Source organism: Streptomyces sp. NPDC004539 (assembly GCF_040610055.1).
Classification (GTDB): domain Bacteria; phylum Actinomycetota; class Actinomycetes; order Streptomycetales; family Streptomycetaceae; genus Streptomyces.
In genome coordinates this window covers 264,740-287,010 of the sequence record NZ_JBEXLS010000001.1, presented here as the reverse complement: position 1 = coordinate 287,010, position 22,271 = coordinate 264,740, and the positions used below count along the sequence as shown (strand labels likewise).

At 72.5% G+C, this 22,271-nt stretch carries 15 protein-coding genes; 10 read left to right on the top strand and 5 right to left on the bottom strand.

Features of this window, described 5'->3' with window-relative positions; translation table 11 throughout:
• Positions 1-174 precede the first annotated feature (174 nt).
• On the bottom strand, positions 175-1,341 hold the full coding sequence (locus ABZX85_RS01215) for a S8 family peptidase (protein ID WP_355861368.1): 1,167 nt from the start codon (positions 1,339-1,341) through the stop codon (positions 175-177).
• A gap of 250 nt (positions 1,342-1,591) precedes the next feature.
• Between ABZX85_RS01215 and glgP the strand changes: the two genes are divergently transcribed.
• Positions 1,592-4,156: an alpha-glucan family phosphorylase gene (gene glgP / locus ABZX85_RS01210; RefSeq protein WP_355862294.1), complete on the top strand. Its 2,565-nt coding sequence runs from the start codon at positions 1,592-1,594 to the stop codon at positions 4,154-4,156.
• 91 nt (positions 4,157-4,247) lie between these two features.
• Here the strand turns inward: glgP and ABZX85_RS01205 are convergent, their stop codons facing one another.
• From ABZX85_RS01205 to ABZX85_RS01195, 3 genes are all read right to left on the bottom strand, one after another.
• Positions 4,248-4,763, bottom strand: a complete 516-nt coding sequence (locus ABZX85_RS01205) for a DUF1990 domain-containing protein (protein ID WP_355861366.1) — start codon at positions 4,761-4,763, stop codon at positions 4,248-4,250.
• Between the two features lie 72 nt (positions 4,764-4,835).
• Positions 4,836-6,503 (bottom strand): M4 family metallopeptidase, encoded by a 1,668-nt coding sequence (locus ABZX85_RS01200; protein WP_355861364.1) that lies wholly within the window; start codon positions 6,501-6,503, stop codon positions 4,836-4,838.
• 442 nt (positions 6,504-6,945) lie between these two features.
• On the bottom strand, positions 6,946-8,976 hold the full coding sequence (locus ABZX85_RS01195) for a M4 family metallopeptidase (RefSeq protein WP_355861362.1): 2,031 nt from the start codon (positions 8,974-8,976) through the stop codon (positions 6,946-6,948).
• Between the two features lie 326 nt (positions 8,977-9,302).
• Here ABZX85_RS01195 and ABZX85_RS01190 point away from each other — a divergent pair, with 326 nt between their 5' ends.
• The 4 genes from ABZX85_RS01190 to ABZX85_RS01175 are packed head-to-tail and all read left to right on the top strand — an operon-like array spanning position 9,303 to position 17,141.
• Complete coding sequence (locus tag ABZX85_RS01190) at positions 9,303-11,804, top strand: ABC transporter transmembrane domain-containing protein (protein ID WP_355861360.1); 2,502 nt, start codon at positions 9,303-9,305, stop codon at positions 11,802-11,804.
• The gene (locus ABZX85_RS01185) at positions 11,801-13,669 is read left to right on the top strand and encodes an ABC transporter ATP-binding protein (protein WP_355861358.1); all 1,869 of its coding nucleotides are present in this window, start codon (positions 11,801-11,803) and stop codon (positions 13,667-13,669) included. The genes ABZX85_RS01190 and ABZX85_RS01185 overlap by 4 nt, the downstream gene beginning before the upstream one ends.
• A complete protein-coding gene (locus ABZX85_RS01180) occupies positions 13,666-15,381 on the top strand; it encodes an ABC transporter ATP-binding protein (RefSeq protein ID WP_355861356.1) in 1,716 nt (571 codons plus the stop codon). Before ABZX85_RS01185 ends, ABZX85_RS01180 begins: the two co-directional genes overlap by 4 nt.
• A complete protein-coding gene (locus ABZX85_RS01175) occupies positions 15,378-17,141 on the top strand; it encodes an ABC transporter ATP-binding protein (RefSeq protein ID WP_355861354.1) in 1,764 nt (587 codons plus the stop codon). The genes ABZX85_RS01180 and ABZX85_RS01175 overlap by 4 nt, the downstream gene beginning before the upstream one ends.
• A 50-nt stretch (positions 17,142-17,191) precedes the next feature.
• On the opposite strand, the gene ABZX85_RS01170 is transcribed toward ABZX85_RS01175, so the two are convergent.
• Entirely contained in the window at positions 17,192-17,824 is a 633-nt protein-coding gene (locus tag ABZX85_RS01170) for a TetR/AcrR family transcriptional regulator (protein ID WP_355861352.1), read from the bottom strand.
• An 81-nt stretch (positions 17,825-17,905) separates the two neighbouring features.
• On the opposite strand from ABZX85_RS01170, the gene ABZX85_RS01165 reads away from it, so the two are divergent.
• From ABZX85_RS01165 to ABZX85_RS01145, 5 genes are all read left to right on the top strand, one after another.
• The gene (locus tag ABZX85_RS01165) at positions 17,906-18,301 is read left to right on the top strand and encodes a Dabb family protein (RefSeq protein WP_355861350.1); all 396 of its coding nucleotides are present in this window, start codon (positions 17,906-17,908) and stop codon (positions 18,299-18,301) included.
• 174 nt (positions 18,302-18,475) lie between these two features.
• Complete coding sequence (locus tag ABZX85_RS01160; RefSeq protein WP_355861348.1) at positions 18,476-19,381, top strand: ABC transporter ATP-binding protein; 906 nt, start codon at positions 18,476-18,478, stop codon at positions 19,379-19,381.
• Positions 19,378-20,229, top strand: coding sequence for an ABC transporter permease (locus ABZX85_RS01155; RefSeq protein WP_355861346.1), 852 nt, complete (start codon positions 19,378-19,380; stop codon positions 20,227-20,229). Before ABZX85_RS01160 ends, ABZX85_RS01155 begins: the two co-directional genes overlap by 4 nt.
• A 40-nt stretch (positions 20,230-20,269) precedes the next feature.
• Complete coding sequence (locus tag ABZX85_RS01150; protein ID WP_355861344.1) at positions 20,270-21,535, top strand: sensor histidine kinase; 1,266 nt, start codon at positions 20,270-20,272, stop codon at positions 21,533-21,535.
• Complete coding sequence (locus tag ABZX85_RS01145) at positions 21,525-22,244, top strand: response regulator transcription factor (RefSeq protein WP_355861342.1); 720 nt, start codon at positions 21,525-21,527, stop codon at positions 22,242-22,244. The genes ABZX85_RS01150 and ABZX85_RS01145 overlap by 11 nt, the downstream gene beginning before the upstream one ends.
• Positions 22,245-22,271 lie beyond the last annotated feature (27 nt).

Genomic DNA, 22,271 nt, shown 5'->3' with positions numbered 1-22,271 from the left:
GGGCCTGCGGGGGTGGTGCGAGTCGGATACCTGAGTAGTGGCGGGGTAGTACCGGAGGAGCCTTCCCACCCTATTCGGGTGGGCAATCCGCTGCGCGGCCAACTACTCGCGCGTACTCCGGCCGCCCGGGACACCGCCGTTCGGGTGAACGGCGGCGTCCACGGCAGTCCTTCGCTACGGCGCCGGGACCTGGAGGAGTTTGTCCGGCGAACCCGTCCCCCGGCCGGAAACCTTCCCGTTCACCGCGTCCCGTACGAGTTCCCCGGCGACCTGGGCCGGCGTGGCTTTCGGGTGGTCCGCCAGATACAGCGCCGCCGCCCCCGCCGCGTGCGGCGCCGCCATCGACGTACCCGACCGCACCTCCCGCGCCGTGTCGCTCACGTTCGACGCGGACACCACCGACCCGCCCGGCGCGAACAGGTCCACCGACGGACCGTAGTTCGAGTAGCCCAGCCGCGTGTCCCCCCGGTCCGTCGCCCCCACCGTGATCGCCTCCCGCACCCGCCCCGGCGAGAACCCGCCCGCCGGCCGCCCGTCGTTCCCCGCCGCGACCGTGTACGTCACCCCCGCCCGGATCGAGGTGCGTACGGCGGCGTCGAGCGCGGCGTTGGGCGGCCCGCCCAGGCTGAGGTTGGCGACGGCAGGCTTCCGCGCGTGCCGGGTGACCCAGTCGATCCCGGCGACGGTCTGCGCGATCGTCCCGGCGCCGGCGTCGTCCAGGACGCGCACGGAGACGACCCGCGCCTTTCTCGCGACGCCCAGGGTCGCGCCCGCGACCGTCCCGGCGACGTGCGTGCCGTGCCCGTTGCCGTCCCCGGCCCAGCGGTCGTTCCCCACGAAGTCCCAGCCGTAACTCGCGCGCCCGCCGAACTCCTTGTGGCTGATCCTGATCCCCGTGTCGATCACGTACACCGTGACACCGGCCCCCTCCGACGCGGGCGCGCTGTAGGAGCCGTCCAGCGGGAGGGACCGCTGGTCGATCCGGTCCAGACCCCAACTCGCCGCGTCCGCCTCGGCGTTCACCCGGGTGTCCTGCACGACCGACGCGACCCCCGGGTCGGCCGCGAGGCGCCGGGCCTGCCGCGGACCGGCGTGCACGGCATAGCCGTTGAGGACCGTGCCGTACGCGTGGGTGATGTGCGCGCCGTACGCGGCGGCGATCTCGCGGCCCGCCTCGGCGGAGGTGCCCGCTCTCAGCGTGACCAGGTAACTCCCGTCCACTGCACCGGACTTACCGGCGCCGACGACGACCCCCTCCGGTGCGGCGTGCGCGGGCACGGCGGTCACGGCCGTCGCTGCCAGCAGTACGGCCGCGAGGACCCCGGCCGGACTTCGTCCCATGGCTCTCCCACCCCTCCTCGCTCGGGCGCCCGCGACACCGCCCGAGCGCACCCCTTCCCGCACCCTCTCGTGCGCCGGGGGGAGTCACAAGGTGGCCTACGGGGAAGGAATCGGCCATATCGCTCCGAGCGGGACGAGCAAAGGGTTGCGGTGTTTTTCGGACGCTTCCGCGCCCAGCCGTTACCGTCGGACGAGACGAGAAGACGCACAGCGCGGTGTGTCGGCCCTCCGTACGCGTGGCGAGGTGGATGTGAAGGCGATCCGGCGGTTCACTGTTCGGCCCGTACTCCCCGAAGCACTGCGGCCGTTGGCCGAGTTGGCGAGAAACCTCAGGTGGTCCTGGCACCCGGAGACCCGCGAGCTGTTCCGCGAGGTCGACCCGGACCGCTGGGAGACCGCCGGGGACCCGGTACGCCTCCTCGGCGCGGTCCCCCCGCGGCGCCTCGCCGAACTGGCCGAGGACACCGGGTTCCTGGCCCGGCTGGCCGCAGCCGCCGCGGACCTCGACGCGTACGCCGCCGGCGCGCGCTGGTACCAGGAGCAGCCCGGTGCCGGTGAACTCCCCGCCGCCGTCGCCTACTTCTCACCCGAGTTCGGCATCACGGCCGCCCTGCCCCAGTACTCCGGTGGCCTCGGCATCCTCGCCGGAGACCACCTCAAGACCGCCAGCGACCTCGGGGTCCCGCTGATCGGCGTCGGACTCCTCTACCGGCACGGCTACTTCCGCCAGACCCTCTCCCGGGACGGCTGGCAGCAGGAGCACTACCCCGTGCTCGATCCCCACGAACTCCCCCTGACCCAGCTCCAGGAGGACGGCGGGAGCCCGGCCCGGGTGAGCCTCGCACTGCCCGGCGGCAGACTGCTGCGGGCCCGGATCTGGGTCGCCCAGGTCGGCCGCGTCCCGCTGCTCCTGCTCGACTCTGATGTCGAGGAGAACGACCTCGGGGAGCGGAGCGTCACCGACCGGCTGTACGGCGGCGGCAGCGAACACCGGCTGCTCCAGGAGATGCTGCTCGGCATCGGGGGCGTGCGTGCGGTACGCGCCTACTGCCGGATCACCGGGCATCCGGCGCCCGAGGTGTTCCACACCAACGAGGGGCACGCCGGGTTCCTCGGCCTGGAGCGGATCGCCGAACTGCGCGCCGAGGGACTGGACTTCGCGGCGGGACTGGAGGCGGTGCGGGCAGGGACCGTGTTCACCACGCACACGCCCGTCCCGGCCGGCATCGACCGCTTCGACCGCGAGCTGGTCGCCCATCACTTCGGCGCCGAGGCCGAGTTGCCCGCGATCGACGTGCAGGACGTGCTCGGCCTCGGCATGGAGACCTACCCCGGCGGGGAGCCGGGCCTCTTCAACATGGCTGTGATGGGGCTGCGGTTGGCGGGGCGGGCCAACGGGGTGTCGCTGCTGCACGGCGACGTGAGCCGGGAGATGTTCGCGGGGCTGTGGCCCGGGTTCGACGCCGAGGAGGTCCCGATCACGTCCGTCACCAACGGGGTGCACGCGCCGACGTGGGTGGCGCCCGAGGTGCTGCGGCTCGGCTCCGGGGACGACTTCGCGGCGCTGCCGGACGGCGAACTGTGGGCGCTGCGCCGGGAGTTGCGCGGGCAGCTGGTGGCGGAGGTGCGGGAGCGGCTGCGGGCGTCGTGGCGGCAGCGCGGCGCGGGGACCGCCGAACTGGGCTGGGTCGACGAGGTGTTGGACCCGGACGTCCTGACGATCGGGTTCGCGCGGCGCGTCCCGTCGTACAAGCGGCTGACGTTGATGCTGCGGGACCGGGACCGGCTGACGCAGCTGCTGCTGCATCCGGAGCGGCCCGTGCAGATCGTCGTCGCGGGCAAGGCGCACCCGGCGGACGACGGCGGGAAACGGCTCGTGCAGGAGCTGGTGCGGTTCGCGGACGATCCCCGGGTGCGCCACCGGATCGTGTTCCTGCCGGACTACGGCATGGCGATGGCCCGCAGGCTCTACCCGGGCTGCGACATCTGGCTCAACAACCCGCTGCGGCCCCTGGAGGCGTGCGGTACGAGTGGGATGAAGGCCGCGCTGAACGGCTGTCTCAACCTGTCGGTCCTGGACGGCTGGTGGGACGAATGGTTCGAACCCGACTTCGGCTGGGCCATCCCGACCGCCGACGGCGACACCCTGGAGCAGGACCGGCGCGACGACATTGAGGCGGACGCGCTCTACGACCTCCTGGAGCGGCGCATCGCCCCCCGCTTCTACGAGCGCGGCGAGAGCGGACTCCCCGACCGCTGGACGGAGATGGTCCGCCGCACCCTCACCCGGCTCGGTCCGAAGGTGCTCGCCGACCGGATGGTCCGCGAGTACGTCGACCGCCTCTACACCCCGGCGGCGCACGCGCACCGCGCGATGACCCCCGACCGGGCCCGTGAACTCGCCGACTGGAAGGGCCGGGTGCGCGCGGCCTGGTACCGGGTCGCCGTCGACCACGTCGAGACGTCCACCACCACCTCCACCCCCGAACTCGGCTCCGCGCTCGCCCTGCGCGTCCGTGTCCGCCTCGGCGACCTGCGCCCCGAGGACGTCCAGGTGCAGGCGCTCTCCGGGCGCGTCGACGCGGAGGACCGCATCACCGACGCGACCCCCGTCCCGCTGAAGCCGGTCAATGGGCCGGACGGCGAAGGGGGTTGGTCGTACGAGGGGCCGCTCGCACTGGACCGGACCGGGCCGTTCGGCTACACGGTCCGGGTACTGCCCGCGCACCGACTGCTGTCCTCGTCGGCCGAGTTGGGGCTCGTGGCGGTGCCGTCGGAGGAACTCGTGGAGGGCGGCGGGGTGTTGATGCGCTAGAGGGGGGCGGCGGGGGCCGGGGGCTGAGGGGCGTCGGTTGTCGGCCCCCGCGTACAGCGCCGTCGGTTGTCGGCCTCCGCGCACAGCGCCGTCAGCTGTCGGCCTCCGCGCACAACCCCTTCAGCACCTTCCCGCACCTGCGGGCGTACGCGAGTTGGAGGCCCCGCACCGCCGGGCCGCCCGCCTTCGCGTACCACTTGGCCGCGCGGCTGAACGCCGTCACGGTCAGCCACACCGTGCCGTCCCCGGTGCGGTCGACGAGGAAGGACTCCTCGCCGCACTCGGGGTGGCCGGTGAGCGTGCCGTACGCCCAGCCGGACCGCCGGGGTTCCTCGACCGTCCAGACGATCCGGCAGGGGGCCTTGATGACCCCGGCCAGCGAGACCGTGACGTCCACGTCGAGGGCGGCGCGGTCGGCGGAGGCGTTGATGCCGACGCCCATCGCGCGGTGCATCTCCCAGGTCAGCACCGCCTCGGAGGCCCGCCGGAAGACCGCCTCGCCCTCGCCGATCCGCGTGCGTTCACGGAGGTGGTGGAAGCCGGGAGGGCAGAAGTGGGGGTCGCGGGTCGCGCCCACGTCGTCGTACGAGAAAGGCCGTTCGGACATGGGCGCAAGAGTAGAGCGGCACCCGGGGATGCCTTCGTCCCGGGTGCCGCCCTGTTCACACGACTGTTACCACTAGCTGACGTTCACGGCCGACCACGCGGCGGCGACCGTCGCGTACTCGGTGGAGCTGGCGCCGTACAGGGCCGACGCCGCGCTCAGGGTTGCGGTGCGGGCGCCCTTGTAGTTGGTCGTCGAGGTCATGTACGAGGTCAGCGCCTTGTACCAGATCTGGACGGCCTTGGCGCGGCCGATGCCGGTGATCGTGGAGCCGTTGGACGTCGGGGAGTTGTAGGACACCCCGTTGATGGTCTTCGCGCCGCTGCCCTCGGACAGCAGGTAGAAGAAGTGGTTCGCCGGGCCGGACGAGTAGTGCACGTCCAGGTTGCCGAGGGTCGAGGACCAGCTGTCCCTGGACGAGCCGTCCTTGCTGGGCTTGTCCTGGTAGCGCAGCGGGGTGCCGTCGCCGTTGATGTCGATCTTCTCGCCGATGAGGTAGTCACCGGGGTCCGAGGCGTTGTTGGCGTAGAACTCGACGGCCGTGCCGAAGATGTCCGAGGTCGCCTCGTTCAGCCCGCCGGACTCGCCGGAGTAGTTGAGGCCCGCGGTGTTGGAGGTGACGCCGTGCGTCATCTCGTGACCGGCGACGTCGAGCGAGGTCAGCGGGTCGGTGTTGCCCGCGCCGTCGCCGTACGTCATGCAGAAGCAGCTGTCGTCCCAGAACGCGTTGACGTACGCGTTGCCGTAGTGGACGCGGGAGTACGCGGCGACGCCGTCGTTCTTGATGCCGCTGCGGCCGAACGTGTTCTTGTAGAAGTCCCAGGTGACCTGCGCGCCGTAGGCGGCGTCGACGGCGGCCGTCTGGTCCGTGGAGGAGCTGGACGCGGTGCCGGTGCCCCAGGTGTCGTCCGCGTCGGTGAACAGCGTGCCGGCCGAAGACGACGTCGAGCGGGCCTTGTTGTACGTCTTGTGGCCGCCGCGGGTGCCGTCGGTCAGGTTGTACGTCGTACCCGACTTGGTGGTGCCGAGGGTGACCGTGCCGGAGTACAGGCTCTTGCCGGTGCCGGTCTCGATGCCCTGCCACTCGTACAGCTTCTTGCCCGTGGCCGCGTCGGTGATGACGTGCAGCTCGTTGGGGGTGCCGTCGTCCTGGAGGCCGCCGACGACGGTCTCGAAGGCGAGGGTCGGGGTGGAGCCGTTGCCGGCCCAGATCACCTTGCGGGGCGCCGCGTCCGCGGTCGTCTCGGCGGAGCCGGCCGCCTTCGCGAGGCCGACGGCCTGCTTCTCGGCGGTGGTCGGGGTGACCTTCGGGGTCAGCGTGGCGACCTTGACGGTGGCCGAAGTGGCCTTGGTGACGCCCTTGTTGGCGCCTGCCGCGGTCTGGTGGACGACCAGGTCACCGCCGAGCACGGGCAGACCGGCGTAGGTCCGCTCGTAGCGGGTGTGCGTGGTGCCGTCGACGTCCTTGACGACGTCACGGACGACCAGCGCCTCCTTGGTGCCGAGACCTATCTGCTGCGCGGTCTCGGCCGCGTCCGCCTGCTGACCCTTGATCAGGGCGGCGCGGGCGGGCGCCGAGAGCTGCAACGGGGCGGCGGCGAGGGTCCGGGCGGCCTTGTTCGCGTCGACCTTGACGTCGGTCGCGTTGGCCGTGGTCAGCCCGGTGGTCAGCAGCGCTCCGGCGGCCACAGCGGTCGCGATGGCCAGAGTGGCGCGCTTGTGACGCGTGTAGACGGGGGTCACACAAGCTCCTTCGTGGGGGAGTCCGGACCGGCGTGGGGAACTGCCGGCCGGAGTAGTCGTGAAGTTGTGCGGCGGGTGGGGGAAGAGTGACACCGAGGGCGCGTACATGTCAGGACCCTGAATCGATGTTGGCCGAAAACCGCCTGTCCGGTAAACGTTTCTGGCGTGTAAATCCGGCTGACCTCGGTAAAGACCCAACAGGAACTTGGCAAGGGGCTGGCAAAAAAGGGGAGTTGGTAAACGCCAGGTTTACGTCTCTGGGAGGCCCCTTACGCTGTCCTTACGATGGGCTGTGTGCCGGAACGTCGGATTCCGGCCGCCCTGTTCACCCCTACCGGTCAGTAGTGAACGGTGAACCCCGCGCCGCCCGAAGCGCGTTGACCGGAAACGATCGGGCGCCGCCCCCGAGGGGACGGCGCCCGGACTTCAGGAGATCAACGGCTTACGGGAAGGTGACCTTCCAGCTGTTGATCTGCCCGGTGTCCTGCGCGGCCTGGTCCTGGACCCGCAGCTGCCAGGTGCCGTTGGCCGTCTCGTTCGACGCGTTGACCGTGTACGTCGCCACGACGTTGTCCGCCGAGTCCGACGAGCTGAACGCCTTCAGCAGGTACGCCGTCCCGCTCGGCCCCACCAGGTTGACCGCCAGGTCGCCCCGGAAGGTGTGCGTGATGTCCACCGACACCGACAGGTTGGACGGCGCGTTGCCGGTCCGCCCGGTCACCGCGATCGACGAGGTGACCGCCGCCCCGTTGTCCGGGATCGCCACCACGGTGCCGTTCTCGAACGAGGTGCCGGTCCCGCCACCGCCGCCCGTGGAGCGCGCGCCGACCGCGATGGCCGCCCACGAGTCCTGTACGGCGCGGTACTCGGCCGACGTCGTGCCGTACAGCTCACCGGCCGCCGCCAGCGTGCCCGTGCGGGCGCCCGCGTAGTTCGTGTTCGTCGTGAACTTCGTGGCCAGCGCCCGGAACCAGATCTTCTCCGCCTTGTCCCGGCCGATGCCGGTCACCGGAAGCCCGTCCGAGGTGGGCGAGTTGTAGGTGACACCGTTGATCGTCTTGGTGCCGCTGCCCTCGCTCAGCAGGTAGAAGAAGTGGTTCGCCGGACCGGACGAGTAGTGCACGTCCAGACCGCCGAGACCGGAGTACCAACTGTCCCTGGACGAGCCGTCCTTGCTCGGCCGGTCCATGTAACGCAGCGGCGTGCCGTTGCCGTTGATGTCGATCTTCTCGCCGATGAGGTAGTCACCGACGTCCGAGGCGTTGTTCGCGTAGAACTCCACCGACGTGCCGAAGATGTCGGACGTCGCCTCGTTCAGGCCGCCGGACTCGCCGCTGTACACCAGGCGGGCCGTGTTGGCGGTGACGCCGTGCGACATCTCGTGCCCGGCCACGTCCAGCGAGGTGAGCGGCTTGTTGTTGCCCGCGCCGTCGCCGTACGTCATGCAGAAGCAGGAGTCCTGCCAGAACGCGTTGACGTACGCGTTGCCGTAGTGGACCCGCGAGTACGCCGCGACCCCGTCGCCCCGGATGCCGTTGCGGCCGTGGACGTTCTTGTAGTAGTCCCACGTCACCGCGGCGCCGTAGTGCGCGTCCGCGCCCGCCGTCTCCAGGTTCGAGGGCAGACCGTTGCCCCACGTGTCGCTCGACTTCGAGAACAGCGTCCCGGTGCCCGAGGACCCCCGGTTGAGGTTGTACGTACGGTGGTTGCCGCGCCCGGCGTCGGTCAGGGTGTACGACGACCCCGACTGCGTCGTCCCCAGCGTGACCGAGCCGCTGTACATCGTGTTGCCGGTGCCGGTCTCGACGGCCTGGTACTCGTACAGCTTCTGGCCCGTGTTGGCGTCCGTGATCACGTGCAGCTCGTTCGGCGTGCCGTCGTGCTGGAGGCCGCCGACGACCGTTTCGTACGCGAGCACCGGGGTGCCGTTCGCCGCCCAGATCACCTTGCGGGGCGCCCGGTTGGTGTCCGCGCCCTCGGCGCCCTCCGCCGCCGCGCGCGACAGGGCCTGCTTCTCGGCGGCGCCGGCCGCGATCTTCGGGGTGAGGGAGGCGACCTTCACCGTCGCGTTCGTCGCCTTGACGACGCCCTGCGCGACACCGGACGCATTCTCCTTCACGACCAGGTCGCCGCCGAGCACGGGCAGACCGGCGTACGTCCGCTCGTAACGGGTGTGCGTGGTGCCGTCGGTGTCCTTGACGACGTCACGGACGATCAGCGCCTCCTGGGCGCCGAGGCCCAGCGTCTTCGCCGTCGCCGCCTTGTCCGCGTCCGCGTCGCGGAGCAGTTCGGCGCGCTGGGAGGGGGTCAGCTGGACGGACTCGGTCTTCGTCCGGGACTGCTCGGGGGCCGCCGTCGCCGCGCCGGACTGGATCGCCGTGGCGACGAGAGCCGCCACGCCCATGAGGGCCGCGGCGGCTGTTCTGCGGTAGGGGGAGTGGGGGGTACGTCTGGAGGGACTGCTGCTCACCACTGAACTCCTTCAGGGAGACCGTCGGTCAACTCGGGTGGTGGTGCTGTGGGGTTGCTGTGCAGCGGTTGTGGGAAGGGTGGCAGGGGATGGGGTGCCGTGTCATGAGCGCATCAAGAAGTTGGCCGGAAACCTTTCCTTGACCAAGAGCTGGAGAATTCTTGGTGATCTCCGCACGGACCCCGGGACGACCCTGGGATCTTGCGGGGCGGTACCCCTGAGACACCCCTGAGTCCCGAGGAAAACCGCAGGTCGTAGGACCAGCGGACGAGGAGGTACCGGCCGAAACTCGGTGGGCGTTGTCAGTGCCGGTCCGTAGGCTCGCCAGCGTGACCCGAGCCGAGCCAGTACCCCCCACCGAACGGTCAGCCGTCCGCACACTCCTGAGGCTGTGGCCCTACGTCAGACCCGCGCGGGTGCGGCTGTTCACCGCCGCGTTCGTCGCCGTGCTCGCCTCCTGCGTCGGCCTCGTCATCCCGCTCGTCCTGAAGTGGATGGTCGACGGGCCCATCGCCGACGGCGACACCGGCGGGGTCTGGCTCGGCGCGCTGTGGCTGCTCCTCCTCGGGTTCGCGGAGGCGCTGCTGTTCGGGCTGCGGCGCTGGCTCGTCGCCCGGCCGCTGTCCCATGTCGAGGCCGAGATGCGGGCCGGCCTCTACCGGCGGCTCCAGCGGCTGCCGATCTCCTTCCACGACCGGTGGGCCTCCGGGCAGCTCCTCTCGCGCGGGACCACCGATCTCATGCTCCTGCGCATGTTCCTCGCCTTCCCGCTGACGTTCCTCTTCGTCAACGCCGTCACCATCGTCGTCGGCGTCGTCATCATGCTGCTCCAGGACTGGACGCTCGGGCTCGTCATCCTCGGGCCCGCCGTCCCCGTCGTCGTCACGTGCGTCGTCTTCGAGTCCCGGTACGCGCGGGTCGCGCGGCTCGCGCAGGACCAGGTCGGGGATCTGACGACCGTCGTCGAGGAGAGCGTCCTCGGGATTCGGATCATCAAGGGGTTCGGACGGCATCGCAGCCAGGCCCGGGTCTTCCGCGAGTTGTCGGGGCGGCTGCGGGGGACGGAGCTGCGCAAGGCCCGGCTCCTCGCGATGATCTGGGGCGTCATCGTGACGCTGCCCGAGGTCGCGATCGCGGTCGCGCTGGTCGTGGGGGCCGTGCAGGTCGCCGACGGGGCGCTGTCCGCGGGGACGCTGGTCGCGTTCCTCTCCACGGCCCTCGCGCTGCGGTGGCCCGTCGAGTCGATCGGGTTCCTGCTGGCGATGAGCCAGGAGGCGGCGACGGCCACGGCTCGGTATTTCGAGGTGATGGACGAGAAGGAGGAGGAGAGGGAGAAGGGGGAGAGCGCGGGTGTGGTGACGACGTTGTCGGGGGCGGGTGTCGTGGGTGCCGTGGGGGTGTCGCCGGGGGCCGGGGCCGGGGCCGGGGGCGAGTCGCGGTACGAGGGGGACGGGCCGGTGGTGGCCGGGGGTGAGCCGGCGGTTGCCGGGGGCCGGTCGGCGGTTGCCGGGGGTGAGGTGGCGGTGGCCGGGGACGGGCTGCGGTTCGAAGGGGTGTCCTTCCGGTATCCCGACGCCGATCCCGGGTCCGCCCCCGTGCTCGCCGGGATCGATCTGCACATCCGCTCCGGGGAGTCGCTCGCGCTCGTCGGGGCGACCGGCAGCGGGAAGACGACGCTCACCGCGCTGGTGCCCCGGATGTACGACGTCAGCGGGGGCCGGATCACCCTCGACGGCGAGGACATCGAGGGGATGACCCGGTCGGAGCTGCGCTCCCGGGTCGCCGTCGCCTTCGAGGAGCCCACCCTGTTCTCCGCGAGCGTCGGGGAGAACGTGCTGATGGGTGCGGCGTCGGGAGAGGGCGACCTGAACCGGGCGCTGGACGTGGCCCAGGCGGACTTCGTGCACGGCCTTCCCTACGGCGTCGACACGCAGGTCGGTGAGCAGGGGCTCAGCCTCTCCGGCGGCCAGCGTCAGCGGCTCGCGCTCGCCCGCGCGGTCGTCGGCCGGCCCCCGTTCCTCGTCCTCGACGACCCGCTCTCCGCGCTGGACGTCCACACCGAGGCCGCCGTCGAGGCCGCCCTCCGCCATGTCCTCGCCACCACCACCGCCCTCATCGTCGCCCACCGCCCCTCCACGGTCCTCCTCGCGGACCGCGTGGCGCTGCTCTCCGAGGGTCGGATCAAGGCGATCGGCACCCATCAGGAACTGCTCCGGACGAACCCGGAGTACGCGTATCTGATGGCGGGGGCACAGGGGGAGGACGAGGGGCCGGACCGGGGGGCGCCCGCTGCTGGGTCGGGGGCGGACGTCACTGGGTGGGGGCCGGGTGCCGCCGGGTGGGAGGCGGGTGCCTCCGGGTCGGGGCCGGGTGTCGCCGGACCGGAGCTGGATGCTGCCGGGGTGGAGTCGGACGGTAGCGGGTGGGAGGCGGATGCCTCCGGGTCGGGGCCGGGTGTCGTCGGACCGGAGCCGGGTGCTGCCGGGGTGGAGTCGGACGGTAGCGGGTGGGAGGCGGATGCCGCCGGGTCGGAGCCGGGTGTTGTTGCGCGGACCGGGAACGGCGCGTTGCGGCGGGCGGGGGCCGGGGAACCGTCCGCCGGGGAGGCGGGTGTGGCGCAGCGGGCGGCGGACCGAGAGCCGTCCGAGCTGTCCGGGCCGTCCGGCGGGGACGCCGGCGGTGGCGCGTCGCAGCGGCCCCCCGCCCGGGACCGGTCCGACCGGCGCTCCCCGCAGGGCGAGGCCGGCTCCAGGGAAGCCCCCACCCCTCGGGAAGCCCCCGTTTCTCAGGAAACCCCCACCCCTCGGGAGCAGGAGGACGTTCGGCGATGAGTGTTTCCACGGATACTCCGGTGCCCGCGGGCAAGGGGAAGGGGACGGACGTGCGGGCGGACCCGTTCGACCAGGACGATCTGCCCACGCCGCCCGGGGCGACGGGAGCGCTGCTGCGGTCGCTGCTCGCGCCGATGAAGGCGCGGGCGGGGCTGACGGCGTTGCTGCTGCTCGTGCAGCAGGCGGCCGTGCAGGTGGGCCCGTTGCTGGTGGCGTACGCGATCGACACGGCCGTACCGGCCTACCGGGGCGGCGACAACGGGCCGTTGATCGCGGCGGGAGCCGGATACCTGGGGTGCGCGCTGCTGTCCGGCATGCTCCAGTACGCGTTCATCATCACCTCCGCGCGCGTCAACCAGGACGTCCTGCTCGACCTCAGGGGCCGCATCTTCCGGCACGCGCAGGCGCTCAGCATCGACTTCCACGAGCGCTACACCTCGGGCCGCCTCATCTCCCGCTCGACGACGGACGTCGAATCCCTGCGCGAACTCCTCAGCGAGGGCCTCCAGGAACTCGTCACCGTCATCCTCTCCTTCGTCTACATCTCGGCGATGCTGCTCTGGCTCGACCTCGGCCTCGGCGCGGTCGCGGTCGCCTCCTTCGGCCCGCTCTACCTGATGGTCCGGATGTACCGGCGCCGCGTCGGCCGCGTCTACCGCAAGCGGTCCACCGCCATCGCCGCCGTCATCGTCAAGTTCGTCGAGACGATGAACGGCATCCGCCCGGTCCGCGCCTTCCGCCGGGAGACCGTCAACGACACCGAGTTCGCGGCCCTCAACCGCACCCACGAACGCTCCAACGGCGACGCCCTCCTGGAGATGGCCCGCTACGTCACCGGCTCCCGCCTGATCGCCAACACCGCCGTCGCCGTGATCGTCCTGTGGGGCGCCTACCGCGTCTCGGACGGCTCGCTCGAACTCGGCGTGCTCGCCGCCGCCGTCCTCTACCTGCGCCGCCTCTACGACCCGATCGACCGCCTCGGCATGTTCCTCAACTCCTACCAGTCGGCCGCCGCCTCCCTGGAGAAGATCGCCGGACTCCTCGCCCAGACCCCCTCCGTCCCCGAACCGGCCGACCCCCGCGAACTCCCCGTCCGCCAGGGCGAACTCCCGGGCCGCACGGTCGAGTTCACCGGCGTCTCGTTCGGCTACCGCACCGGCGGCGAGATCCTGCCCCGCTTCGACCTGACCCTCCCGGCCGGCCGGACCGTCGCGGTCGTCGGCTCCACCGGCGCCGGGAAGTCGACGCTCGCGAAACTCCTCGCCCGCTTCTACGACCCCTCCACCGGCCGCGTCACCCTCGACGGCGTCGACCTGCGCGACCTCCCCGTCCCCGAACTCCGGCGCGGCGTCGTCATGGTCACCCAGGAGGCGTTCCTGTTCTCCGGCACCGTCGCCGAGAACATCGCGATCGGCCGCCCCGACGCCGGCCGCGAGGACATCGAACGCGCCGCGAAGGCCATCGGCGCCCACGAGTTCATCAGCGCCCTCCCCGACGGCTACGACACGGACGTCCGCAAGCGCGGCGGCCGGATCTCCGCCGGTCAGCGCCAACTCGTCGCGTTCGCGCGGGCGTTGCTCGCCGACCCGGCCGTCCTCATCCTCGACGAGGCCACCAGCTCCCTCGACGTCCCCGGTGAACAGGCCGTCCAGCGCGCCATGTCCACCGTCCTGCGCGGCCGGACCGCCGTCGTCATCGCCCACCGCCTGTCCACCGTGGAGATCGCCGACCGCGTGCTCGTCATGGAGGGGGGAAGGATCGTCGAGGACGGCACGCCGGCCGAACTGATCGCCGGGACCGGCCGGTTCGCCGGACTGCACCGGGCCTGGCGCGACAGCCTGGCCCGCACGGGGGAGGGGACATGATCGACGCGTACGCGGACCCGGGGGACCCCGACTGCCGGGGCGGCCTCGGCTACCTGTGGTGGCTGACCCGGCGCCAGCCCGGCCGGGCGCTGGCCGGGGCGACCCTCGCGTCCGTCTGGATGGCGCTGCTCGCGGCGGCCCCCTGGATGATCTCCAAGGCGGTCGACGAAGGGCTCGAACCGGGGAACATGAGCGCTCTGGTCGGCTGGAGCGTCGCGCTGTTCGCCGTCGGCGCGTTCAACGCCTGGCTCAGCGTCATGCGCCACCGCACGATGACCCGGCTGCGGATGGACGCCAACTTCCGCACGGTGAAGGTGGTCGTCGGACAGGCGGTCCGGCTCGGGGCCGCGCTGCCCCGGCGGACGGTCGCCGGGGAGGTCGTCACCATCGGGGTCGGCGACGTCCAGACGATCGCGTTCTCCCTGACCGCCCTCGGCCCCGGCTTCGGGTCGATCGTGATGTACGCCGTCGTCGCCGTGCTCCTGCTGGACGTCTCACCGCTGCTCGCCGTCGTCGTCCTCACCGGCATGCCCGTACTCGCCCTGCTTGTCGGCCCGTTGATGGCCCGGCTCCAGGGCGCGGAGACCGAGTACCGCGAACGCCAGCGCCTGCTGACCGCCCGGATCGGGGACCTCGCGAGCGGGCTGCGCGTCCTCAACGGCCTCGGCGGCAAAGGGCTGTTCGCGGACGGGTTCCGGCGGGACTCGGCGAGCCTGCGGGAACAGGGGTACCGGGTCGGCGCGGTGACGAGCTGGATTCAGGCGCTCGGGGTCGGCCTGCCCACGCTGTTCCTGTCCGTCGTCACCTGGCTCGCCGCCCGGCTGGCCGCGCAGGGCGAGATCACGGTCGGCCAACTCGTCTCCGTCTACGGCTTCGTGGCCGTCCTCGTCGTCCCGGTGTCCTTCCTCGTCGAGATGGGCTACCAGCTCAGCCGGGGCGTCGTCGCCGCGCGCCGGGTCGTACGGCTGCTCGGCCTCGAACCGGACCCCGACCACCCGACCGCCCAAGCCCCTTCGGAGGCCGCCGAGTTGCGCGACCCGATGTCCGGAGTCCGGGTCCGGGAGGGCGAGTTGACCGCCGTGGTCTGCGGGCGGCCGGCCGACGGCGCCGTGATCGTCGACCGGCTCGGGCGGTATCTGCCGTCGGACGTCACCTGGGGCGAAGTCCGGCTGGACGCCGTGCCGTTGGCGGACGTCCGCAGGCGGGTCCTCGTCGCGGACAACGAGGCCGACCTGTTCGCCGAGACGCTGCGCGAGATGGTGTCGGGGCGCGAGGAGCGCGACGCCGACGCCGTCACCCGGGCCGTGTGGGCCGCCGCCTGCGAGGACATCGTGCGCGGACTGCCCGACGGCCTCGACTCCGCCGTCTCCGCACAGGGCCGCAGCCTCTCCGGCGGCCAGCGCCAACGCGTCCGGCTGGTACGGGCGTTGCTCGCGGAGCCCGAGGTGCTGCTCGCCGTCGAACCCACGTCCGCGCTCGACGCCCACACCGAGGCCGCGATCGCCGCCCGGCTGCGGGAGAGTCGGGCCGGGCGGACGACGGTCGTCACCTCCACGTCGCCGCTGCTGCTCGACCGGGTGGACCGGGTGCAGTACGTCGTCGACGGTCGGGTGGCCGCGACGGGCACCCACCGGGAACTGCTGGAGCGGGAGACGGGGTACCGGGCGCTGGTCGCGCGGGACGCCGAGGAGACGGAAGGGGCGGTTCGGTGAGCGGTGCGGGGGAGGCCGGGCGGCTGCCCGTGGCCGGGGCCCGGGAGGTGCGGCGGGCGCTCGGGCGGCTGGTGCGGGCGGACCGGCGGGCGCTCGGGATCGTCGTCGGCGTCAACGTGCTGGCCGCCGTCGCCGGGCTCGTCGGGCCGTGGCTGCTCGGGCGGATCATCGACGAGGTGCGGGGCGGGGCCGGGACCGGGGCCGTCGACCGGCTGGCGCTGGGGATTCTGGCCGCCGCCGTCGCACAGCTGCTGCTGGCGCGGTGGGGTCGGTACGTCGCGCACCGGTTCGGGGAGCGGACGCTCGCGCGGGTGCGGGAGGAGTTCGTGGACCGGGCGCTCGCGCTGCCCGCGTCCGTCGTCGAGCGGGCCGGCACCGGCGATCTCACCACGCGCGGCACCGCCGACGTCGCGACCGTCGGGACGACCCTGCGGGACGCCGGACCCGAGATCATGGTCGGCGGGGCGCAGGCGCTGTTCCTGCTGGCCGCCGTCTTCTTCGTCGACCCGCTGCTCGGCCTGGTCGCCGCCCTCGGGCTCGCGCCGATCTGGGCCGGACTGCGCTGGTACCTGCGCCGGGCCCGCACCGGCTACCTCGCCGAAGGCGCCGCGACCTCCGAGGTCTCCGAGATCCTCGCCGCGACCGCCGGGGGCGCGCGGACCGTCGAGGCGTTCCGGCTCGACGAACGGCGTACGGCGGCGAGCCGCGAGGCGCTGGAGGCGTCCCGGCGCACCCGCTTCCACACCCTCTTCCTGCGCAGCGTCTTCTTCCCGGTCGTCGAGGTGTCCTACACGCTGCCGGTGTCGGCGATCCTCGTCCTCGGCGGGGTGCTGCACGCGCGCGGCGCGGTGAGCCTCGGCGCGGTCGTCACCGCGACCCTCTACACCCGGCAGTTCTTCGAACCGCTGGACCAGGTGCTGGTCCGGGTCGAGCAACTCCAGAGCAGCGGGGCGTCGTTCGCCCGCGTCGAGGGGATCGCGCAGGCGCCGGGCACCGTCCTGGAGGACGCGCCCGACCCGGCCGACGACCGGATCGACGTCACCGGTGTGCGGTTCGCGTACGAGCGGGGCGGCGAGGTCCTGCGCGGGGTCGACCTCACGGTCCGCCCCGGCGAGCGGCTCGCCGTCGTCGGCCCGTCCGGCGCCGGGAAGACGACCCTCAGCCGGCTCCTCGCGGGGGTGGACGCGCCCACCGAGGGCACGGTCACCGTCGGCGGGGTGCCCGTCGCCGGCCTCGGGCCCGAGCAGCTGCGCCGTCAGGTCGTCCTCGTCACCCAGGAGCACCACGTCTTCCTCGGGACCGTCCGCGACAACCTCCGCATCGCCGAACCCGCCGCGAGCGACGAGGAGTTGTGGGCCGCGCTGCGGGCCGTGGGGGCGGGGGAGTGGGTGGCCGAGCTGCCGGGCGGCCTGGACGCCGAACTCGGCACCGGCGCGCGGACGTTGGACGGCTCCCAGGCGCAACAGCTCGCGCTGGCCCGGGTGGTGCTGGCCGATCCGCACACGCTCATCCTCGACGAGGCGACCGCCCTCCTCGACCCCACGACCGCCCGCCACACGGAACGCGCCCTCGCCGCCGTCCTGGAGAACCGGACGGTCATCGCCATCGCGCACCGGCTGCACACGGCCCACGACGCGGACCGGGTCGCGGTGATGGAGGCCGGGCGGGTGACGGAACTGGGGACGCACGAGGAGCTGGTGAACGCGGGGGGTGCGTATGCGGAGTTGTGGGGGACTTGGCATGGGGAGCGGGCGGGGTGAGCTCGGCGGGGTGAGCTGGACGGGCGGGGTGAGCTGAACGGGGTGGGTTTCTACCTCGCCCCGTACGCCCGCAGGAACACCTTCACCCCTGCCTCCGCCACCGCTTCCACCTCCGCCGGGGTCACCTCCCGTGTCCCGAGGGCGCTGCGGTGTTCCAAGGGGCCGGTGAGCAGGGCCAGGAAGTGTTCGGCCGCTGTCGTGGGGTCGGTCCGGTGGAGGTGGCCGGAGAGCGCGAGGCGGGCCAGCCGGTCGGCGAGGGATTCGGCGAGGCGGGTCTGGGTGCGGGACGTGACCGTCTCGACCAGGTCGGGGAAGACGCCGACCTGCGCGTACGTCAGCCAGCGCAGCGAGCGCGCGCGGTCGGCGGTGAACACCGCGAGGAGCCGGCGGGCCGTGTCTAGGAAGGCTGCGCGCGGGTCGTCGCCGGGAGCACGCAGGGGGTCCAGCGCCGCGACCGCGTCCGCCGCGACGGCGTCCGCCGCACGCTCCAGGGCCTGCCGGAACAGGGTCTCCTTGTCGTTGAGGTGGTTGTAGACGGTCGGCTTCGCGACCTTCGCCGCCTCGGCGATCTCCTTCACACACGCCTGCGCGTAACCGCGCCGCGCGAAGACGTCGAAGGCCGCCTCCAGGATGGCCTGCCGCTTGTCGATGCGCCCGCGTGCGGCCGTGGTCGTCGAAGTCACCTGTGCAGGCTATCGCCTTGTTCTGAACCTGCTGGACCAGTAACTTGAACTCACTGGTTCAGTCGTGTGTGGGGAGACCGAGTGATCGTCAACATCCTGCGGTTCAGCTTCAGGCCCGGTACGAGCGAGGAGGACCAGGCGACGGTCCTCGCCGCGATGCGCCGCACCTCGACGGTCGAGTCCGCCGCGTTCGGCGTCGTCGGTGACGACATGGGCGACCCGGCGGACGGCTACACGCACACGTACTGCGTGGGCGTCCCCGACCTGGCCGCCCTGGAGCGCTACATGCACGATCCCGTCCACCTCACCGGTGACGACGTGATCCTTCCGCACATCCAGCGCATCACGGCCGTCCGCTTCACCGACGACCCGGACCCGGACGTACGGGCGAAGGTCGGCGCGCTCCATGAGGCGAAGGCGGCGAAGTATCCGGCCTGGGCCCGGCGGTTGGCGGAGATTCCGGAGGCGCGGTTCTGAGAGGGGTGGGTTTCTGAGGGGGCTCGGCCGGGCGGTGTGCCGGTGTCCATGGTCGCCCCCCAGGTCGTACCCGCGCATCAGCCGATCGGTTGATGCCGGACGGGTGAACGGAGGAGGCGGGGTCTGGCTCTTCGGCCGATGTGAGGGGTGGGGGCGGGGCGGGAGCCTGGACGCATGGCCGTCATCGAAGTCATGGATCTGCGGAAGACGTACGGCGCCCACAGGGCGGTGGACGGGGTCTCCTTCGCCGTGGAGGAGGGGGAGATCTTCGGAGTGCTCGGGCCGAACGGGGCCGGGAAGACCACCACGGTCGAGTGCGTAGAGGGGCTGCGCGTGCCCGACGCGGGGCGGGTCCGGGTCGCCGGGCTCGACCCCGTCGCCGAGCACGCGCGGGTCGCCCAGTTGCTCGGGGCGCAGCTCCAGCAGAGCGAGTTGCAGCCCAAGCTGACCGTGCGGGAGGCACTGGAGCTGTACGCCTCCTTCTACACGCGGCCGGCGGACTGGCGGCCCCTCGCGGAGCGGCTCGGGCTCACCGGCAAGCTGACGACGCGGTTCGCGAAGCTGTCCGGCGGACAGAAGCAGCGCCTGTTCATCGCCCTCGCGCTGATCGGCGACCCCAGGGTCGTCGTCCTCGACGAACTCACCACCGGCCTCGACCCCCGGGCCCGCCGCGACACCTGGGAGCTGATCGAGGACATCCGGGCGAACGGCGTCACCGTCCTGCTCGTCACGCACTTCATGGAGGAGGCCCAGCGCCTCTGCGACCGGATCGCCGTCATCGACAAGGGCAGGGTCGCCGCCCTCGACACCCCCTCCGGCCTGATCCGCCGCTCCGCGGGGGCCACGGTCATCAGCTTCACCCCCTCCACCCCCCTCGACGAGACCGACCTCGCCGCCCTCCCCGCCCTCTCCTCCGTCGAGCACAAGGAGGGCCGCCTCACCCTCTCCGGCACCGACGAGACCGTCAACGCCGTCATCACCCTCCTCGCCCGCCGCCACATCACCGCCCACCAACTCCGCGTCACCGACGCCACTTTGGACGACGCGTTCCTGGACCTCACGAAGGAGGCGACGGCATGAACCCCACCCCTGCCACCCCCAGCCCCGCCACTCCCAGCTCTGCCACCCCCGGCCCCAACCTCGCCACCCCCGACCCCGCCCCCCGTGCCCTCACCGCCCGCACCCCCTTCCCTCTCGTCCCCGCCGTCCTCAAAACCGAACTCCGCCTCTTCCGCCGCGAACCCGGCGCGCTCTTCTGGATTCTGCTCTTCCCCACCCTCCTCCTCGTGATCCTCGGCTCGATCCCCTCCTTCCGGCAGCCGGACGCCTCCTTCGGCGGCCTGCGCCCCGTGGACGCGTACGTCCCGGTGGCCGTGCTGCTGGGGCTGATCGTCGGCGGAGTCCAGTCGATGCCCCAGACCCTCACCGGCTACCGGGAGCGCGGCATCCTGCGGAGGATGTCGGCGACCCCGGTCCGCCCCACCGCCCTGCTGGCCGCCCAGATGCTGGTCTACGGCATCGCGGCGCTCGCCTCGGCGCTGCTGGCGCTCCTGGTGGGCCGGCTCGCGTTCGACGTGACGCTGCCGAGGCAGCCGTCCGGATACGCCCTCGCGCTGCTCCTGACGCTCCTCGCGGCCCTCGCCCTCGGCGCGGTGATCTCCTCCCTGTCACGGACGACGAAGATCGCCGGGGCCATCGGGTCGGCCGTGTTCTTCCCGTCGATGTTCTGCGCGGGCGTGTGGATGCCGGTCCAGACGATGCCGCACGGCCTCGCGACGGCCGTCGGGTACACCCCGTTCGGCGCGGCGGCCGAGGCCCTGAACCAGGCGGCGGCGGGGGACTGGCCCGGCTGGGGCCACCTGGGAGTGTCGGCCGCCTGGATCGTCCTGCTCACGGCCGCCGCCGCGCGCTGGTTCCGCTGGGAGTAGGGAGCGGCACATGGGGGACACGGCCGTGCAGACTGGGCACATGACCGCGAGGGACAGCCAGATCGACCAGCGCTGGGAGCAACTGCACGTCTGGGGCCCCTACGCGATGCTCGGCATCAGCGTCGTCCTCGGGACGATCGCGGCCGGCCTGATGGCGGGCCCCGCCGCCTGGTACGCCGCCGGGGCCCTCGTCGTCGTCGCGCTCGCGCTCCAGCTCTGGTGGCACGCCACCCGTCACCGCCGCCCGAACCGCGGCCGTACCCCCTCCCCGGCGGGCTCGGTCTACTACCTGGTCCGCTGGGCCCTCGCCTTCGTCCTCACCCTCCTCAACCCGTTCTTCGCGTTCTACGCGGCCACCGGCTACATGGACGCCGACGAACTCCTGCCCGGCAGATGGCGCAGGGTCGGCCTGTTCCTGAGCGCGGTCCCGGTGGCGGGCGCGCAGGCGGGCGGGATGCCGCCGCGCAACCTGGGCCAGACGGCCGTGTTCGTCGCGCTGCTGTTCTTCCAGTTCGCCCTCCAGTCGGTGATCGCCCACCTCACCGAACAGGACGCCCGCCGCGCCGTCGAACGCACCGCCACGATCACCGAACTCGAACGCACCAACGCCGCCCTCCAGCAGGCCCTCGACGAGAACGCCGCGCTGCACGCCCAGCTCCTCGTCCAGGCGCGGGAGGCGGGCGTGGCCGACGAGCGCCGACGCCTCGCGGCCGAGATCCACGACACCATCGCGCAGGGCCTGACCGGCATCATCGCCCAGCTCCAGGTCGTCACGAACACCCCGGACCCGGACACGGCCCGCGAGCACACCGGCCGCGCCATCGACCTCGCCCGGCACAGCCTCGGCGAGGCCCGCCGCTCCGTGCACAACCTCGCCCCGGTCGCCCTGGCCGACGCGGGACTCCCGGACGCGCTCAAGGACACGGTCGCCGAATGGGGCGAACGGACGGGCGTACGGGCCGAGTTCACGGTCACCGGCACCGCCGAGCAGCTCCACGACGAGGTCTCCGCGACCCTCCTGCGCATCACCCAGGAAGCCCTCTCCAACGCCGCCCGGCACGCCCGCGCCACCCGCCTCGGCGTGACCCTCTCCTACCTGGGGGACGAGGTGATCCTCGACATCCGCGACGACGGCCGGGGCTTCGACCCCCTCGCCCTCCCCGAGCGCACCCGCGCCGGCGGCTTCGGCCTCGACGGCATGCGCGCCCGCGCCGAACGCATCGCGGGCTCCCTCACGGTCGAGTCGGAGCCGGGCCAGGGCACCGCACTGTCGGCTCGCGTACCGTTGGTCCGCCATGAGCGATGACCAGACCGCCCCCCAGCCGCACGCCCAGTCCCACGCCCAGCCCCACACCCCGACCGGCGCCCACCCCGCCGATCACCCGGCCGGCCGCCCCATCTCCCTCCTCATCGTCGACGACCACCCCGTCGTCCGCGACGGCCTGCGCGGCATGTTCGCTGCGGCCCCCGGCTTCCGCGTCCTCGGCGAGGCGGCGAACGGTGTCGAGGCCGTGGAGCGGGCCGCCGCGCTCGACCCGGACGTGATCCTCATGGACCTGCGGATGCCGGGCGGCGGCGGGGTCGAGGCGATCGCGCGGCTCACCCGCGCGGGGGCCCGCGCGAAGGTGCTCGTCCTGACGACGTACGACACGGACTCCGACACGCTGCCCGCGATCGAGGCCGGCGCGACGGGCTATCTCCTCAAGGACGCCCCGCGCGACGAGTTGTTCACGGCGGTGCGGGCGGCGGCGCAGGGCCGTACGGTGCTGTCGCCCGCGGTGGCGACCCGGCTCGTCAGCGCCGTCCGCAGTCCGGTCAGTGAGCCGTTGTCGGGGCGGGAGCGGGAGGTGCTGGCGCTCGTGGCGAAGGGGACGTCGAACCGTGAGATCGCGCGGGAGCTGTTCATCAGCGAGGCGACGGTGAAGACCCATCTCACCCACCTCTACGCCAAGTTGGGCGTGAGCGACCGGGCGGCGGCGGTCGCGGTGGCGTACGAACGGAAGATCCTCGGCTAGCGGAGCCGGGTGTGCACGGACGGCGGG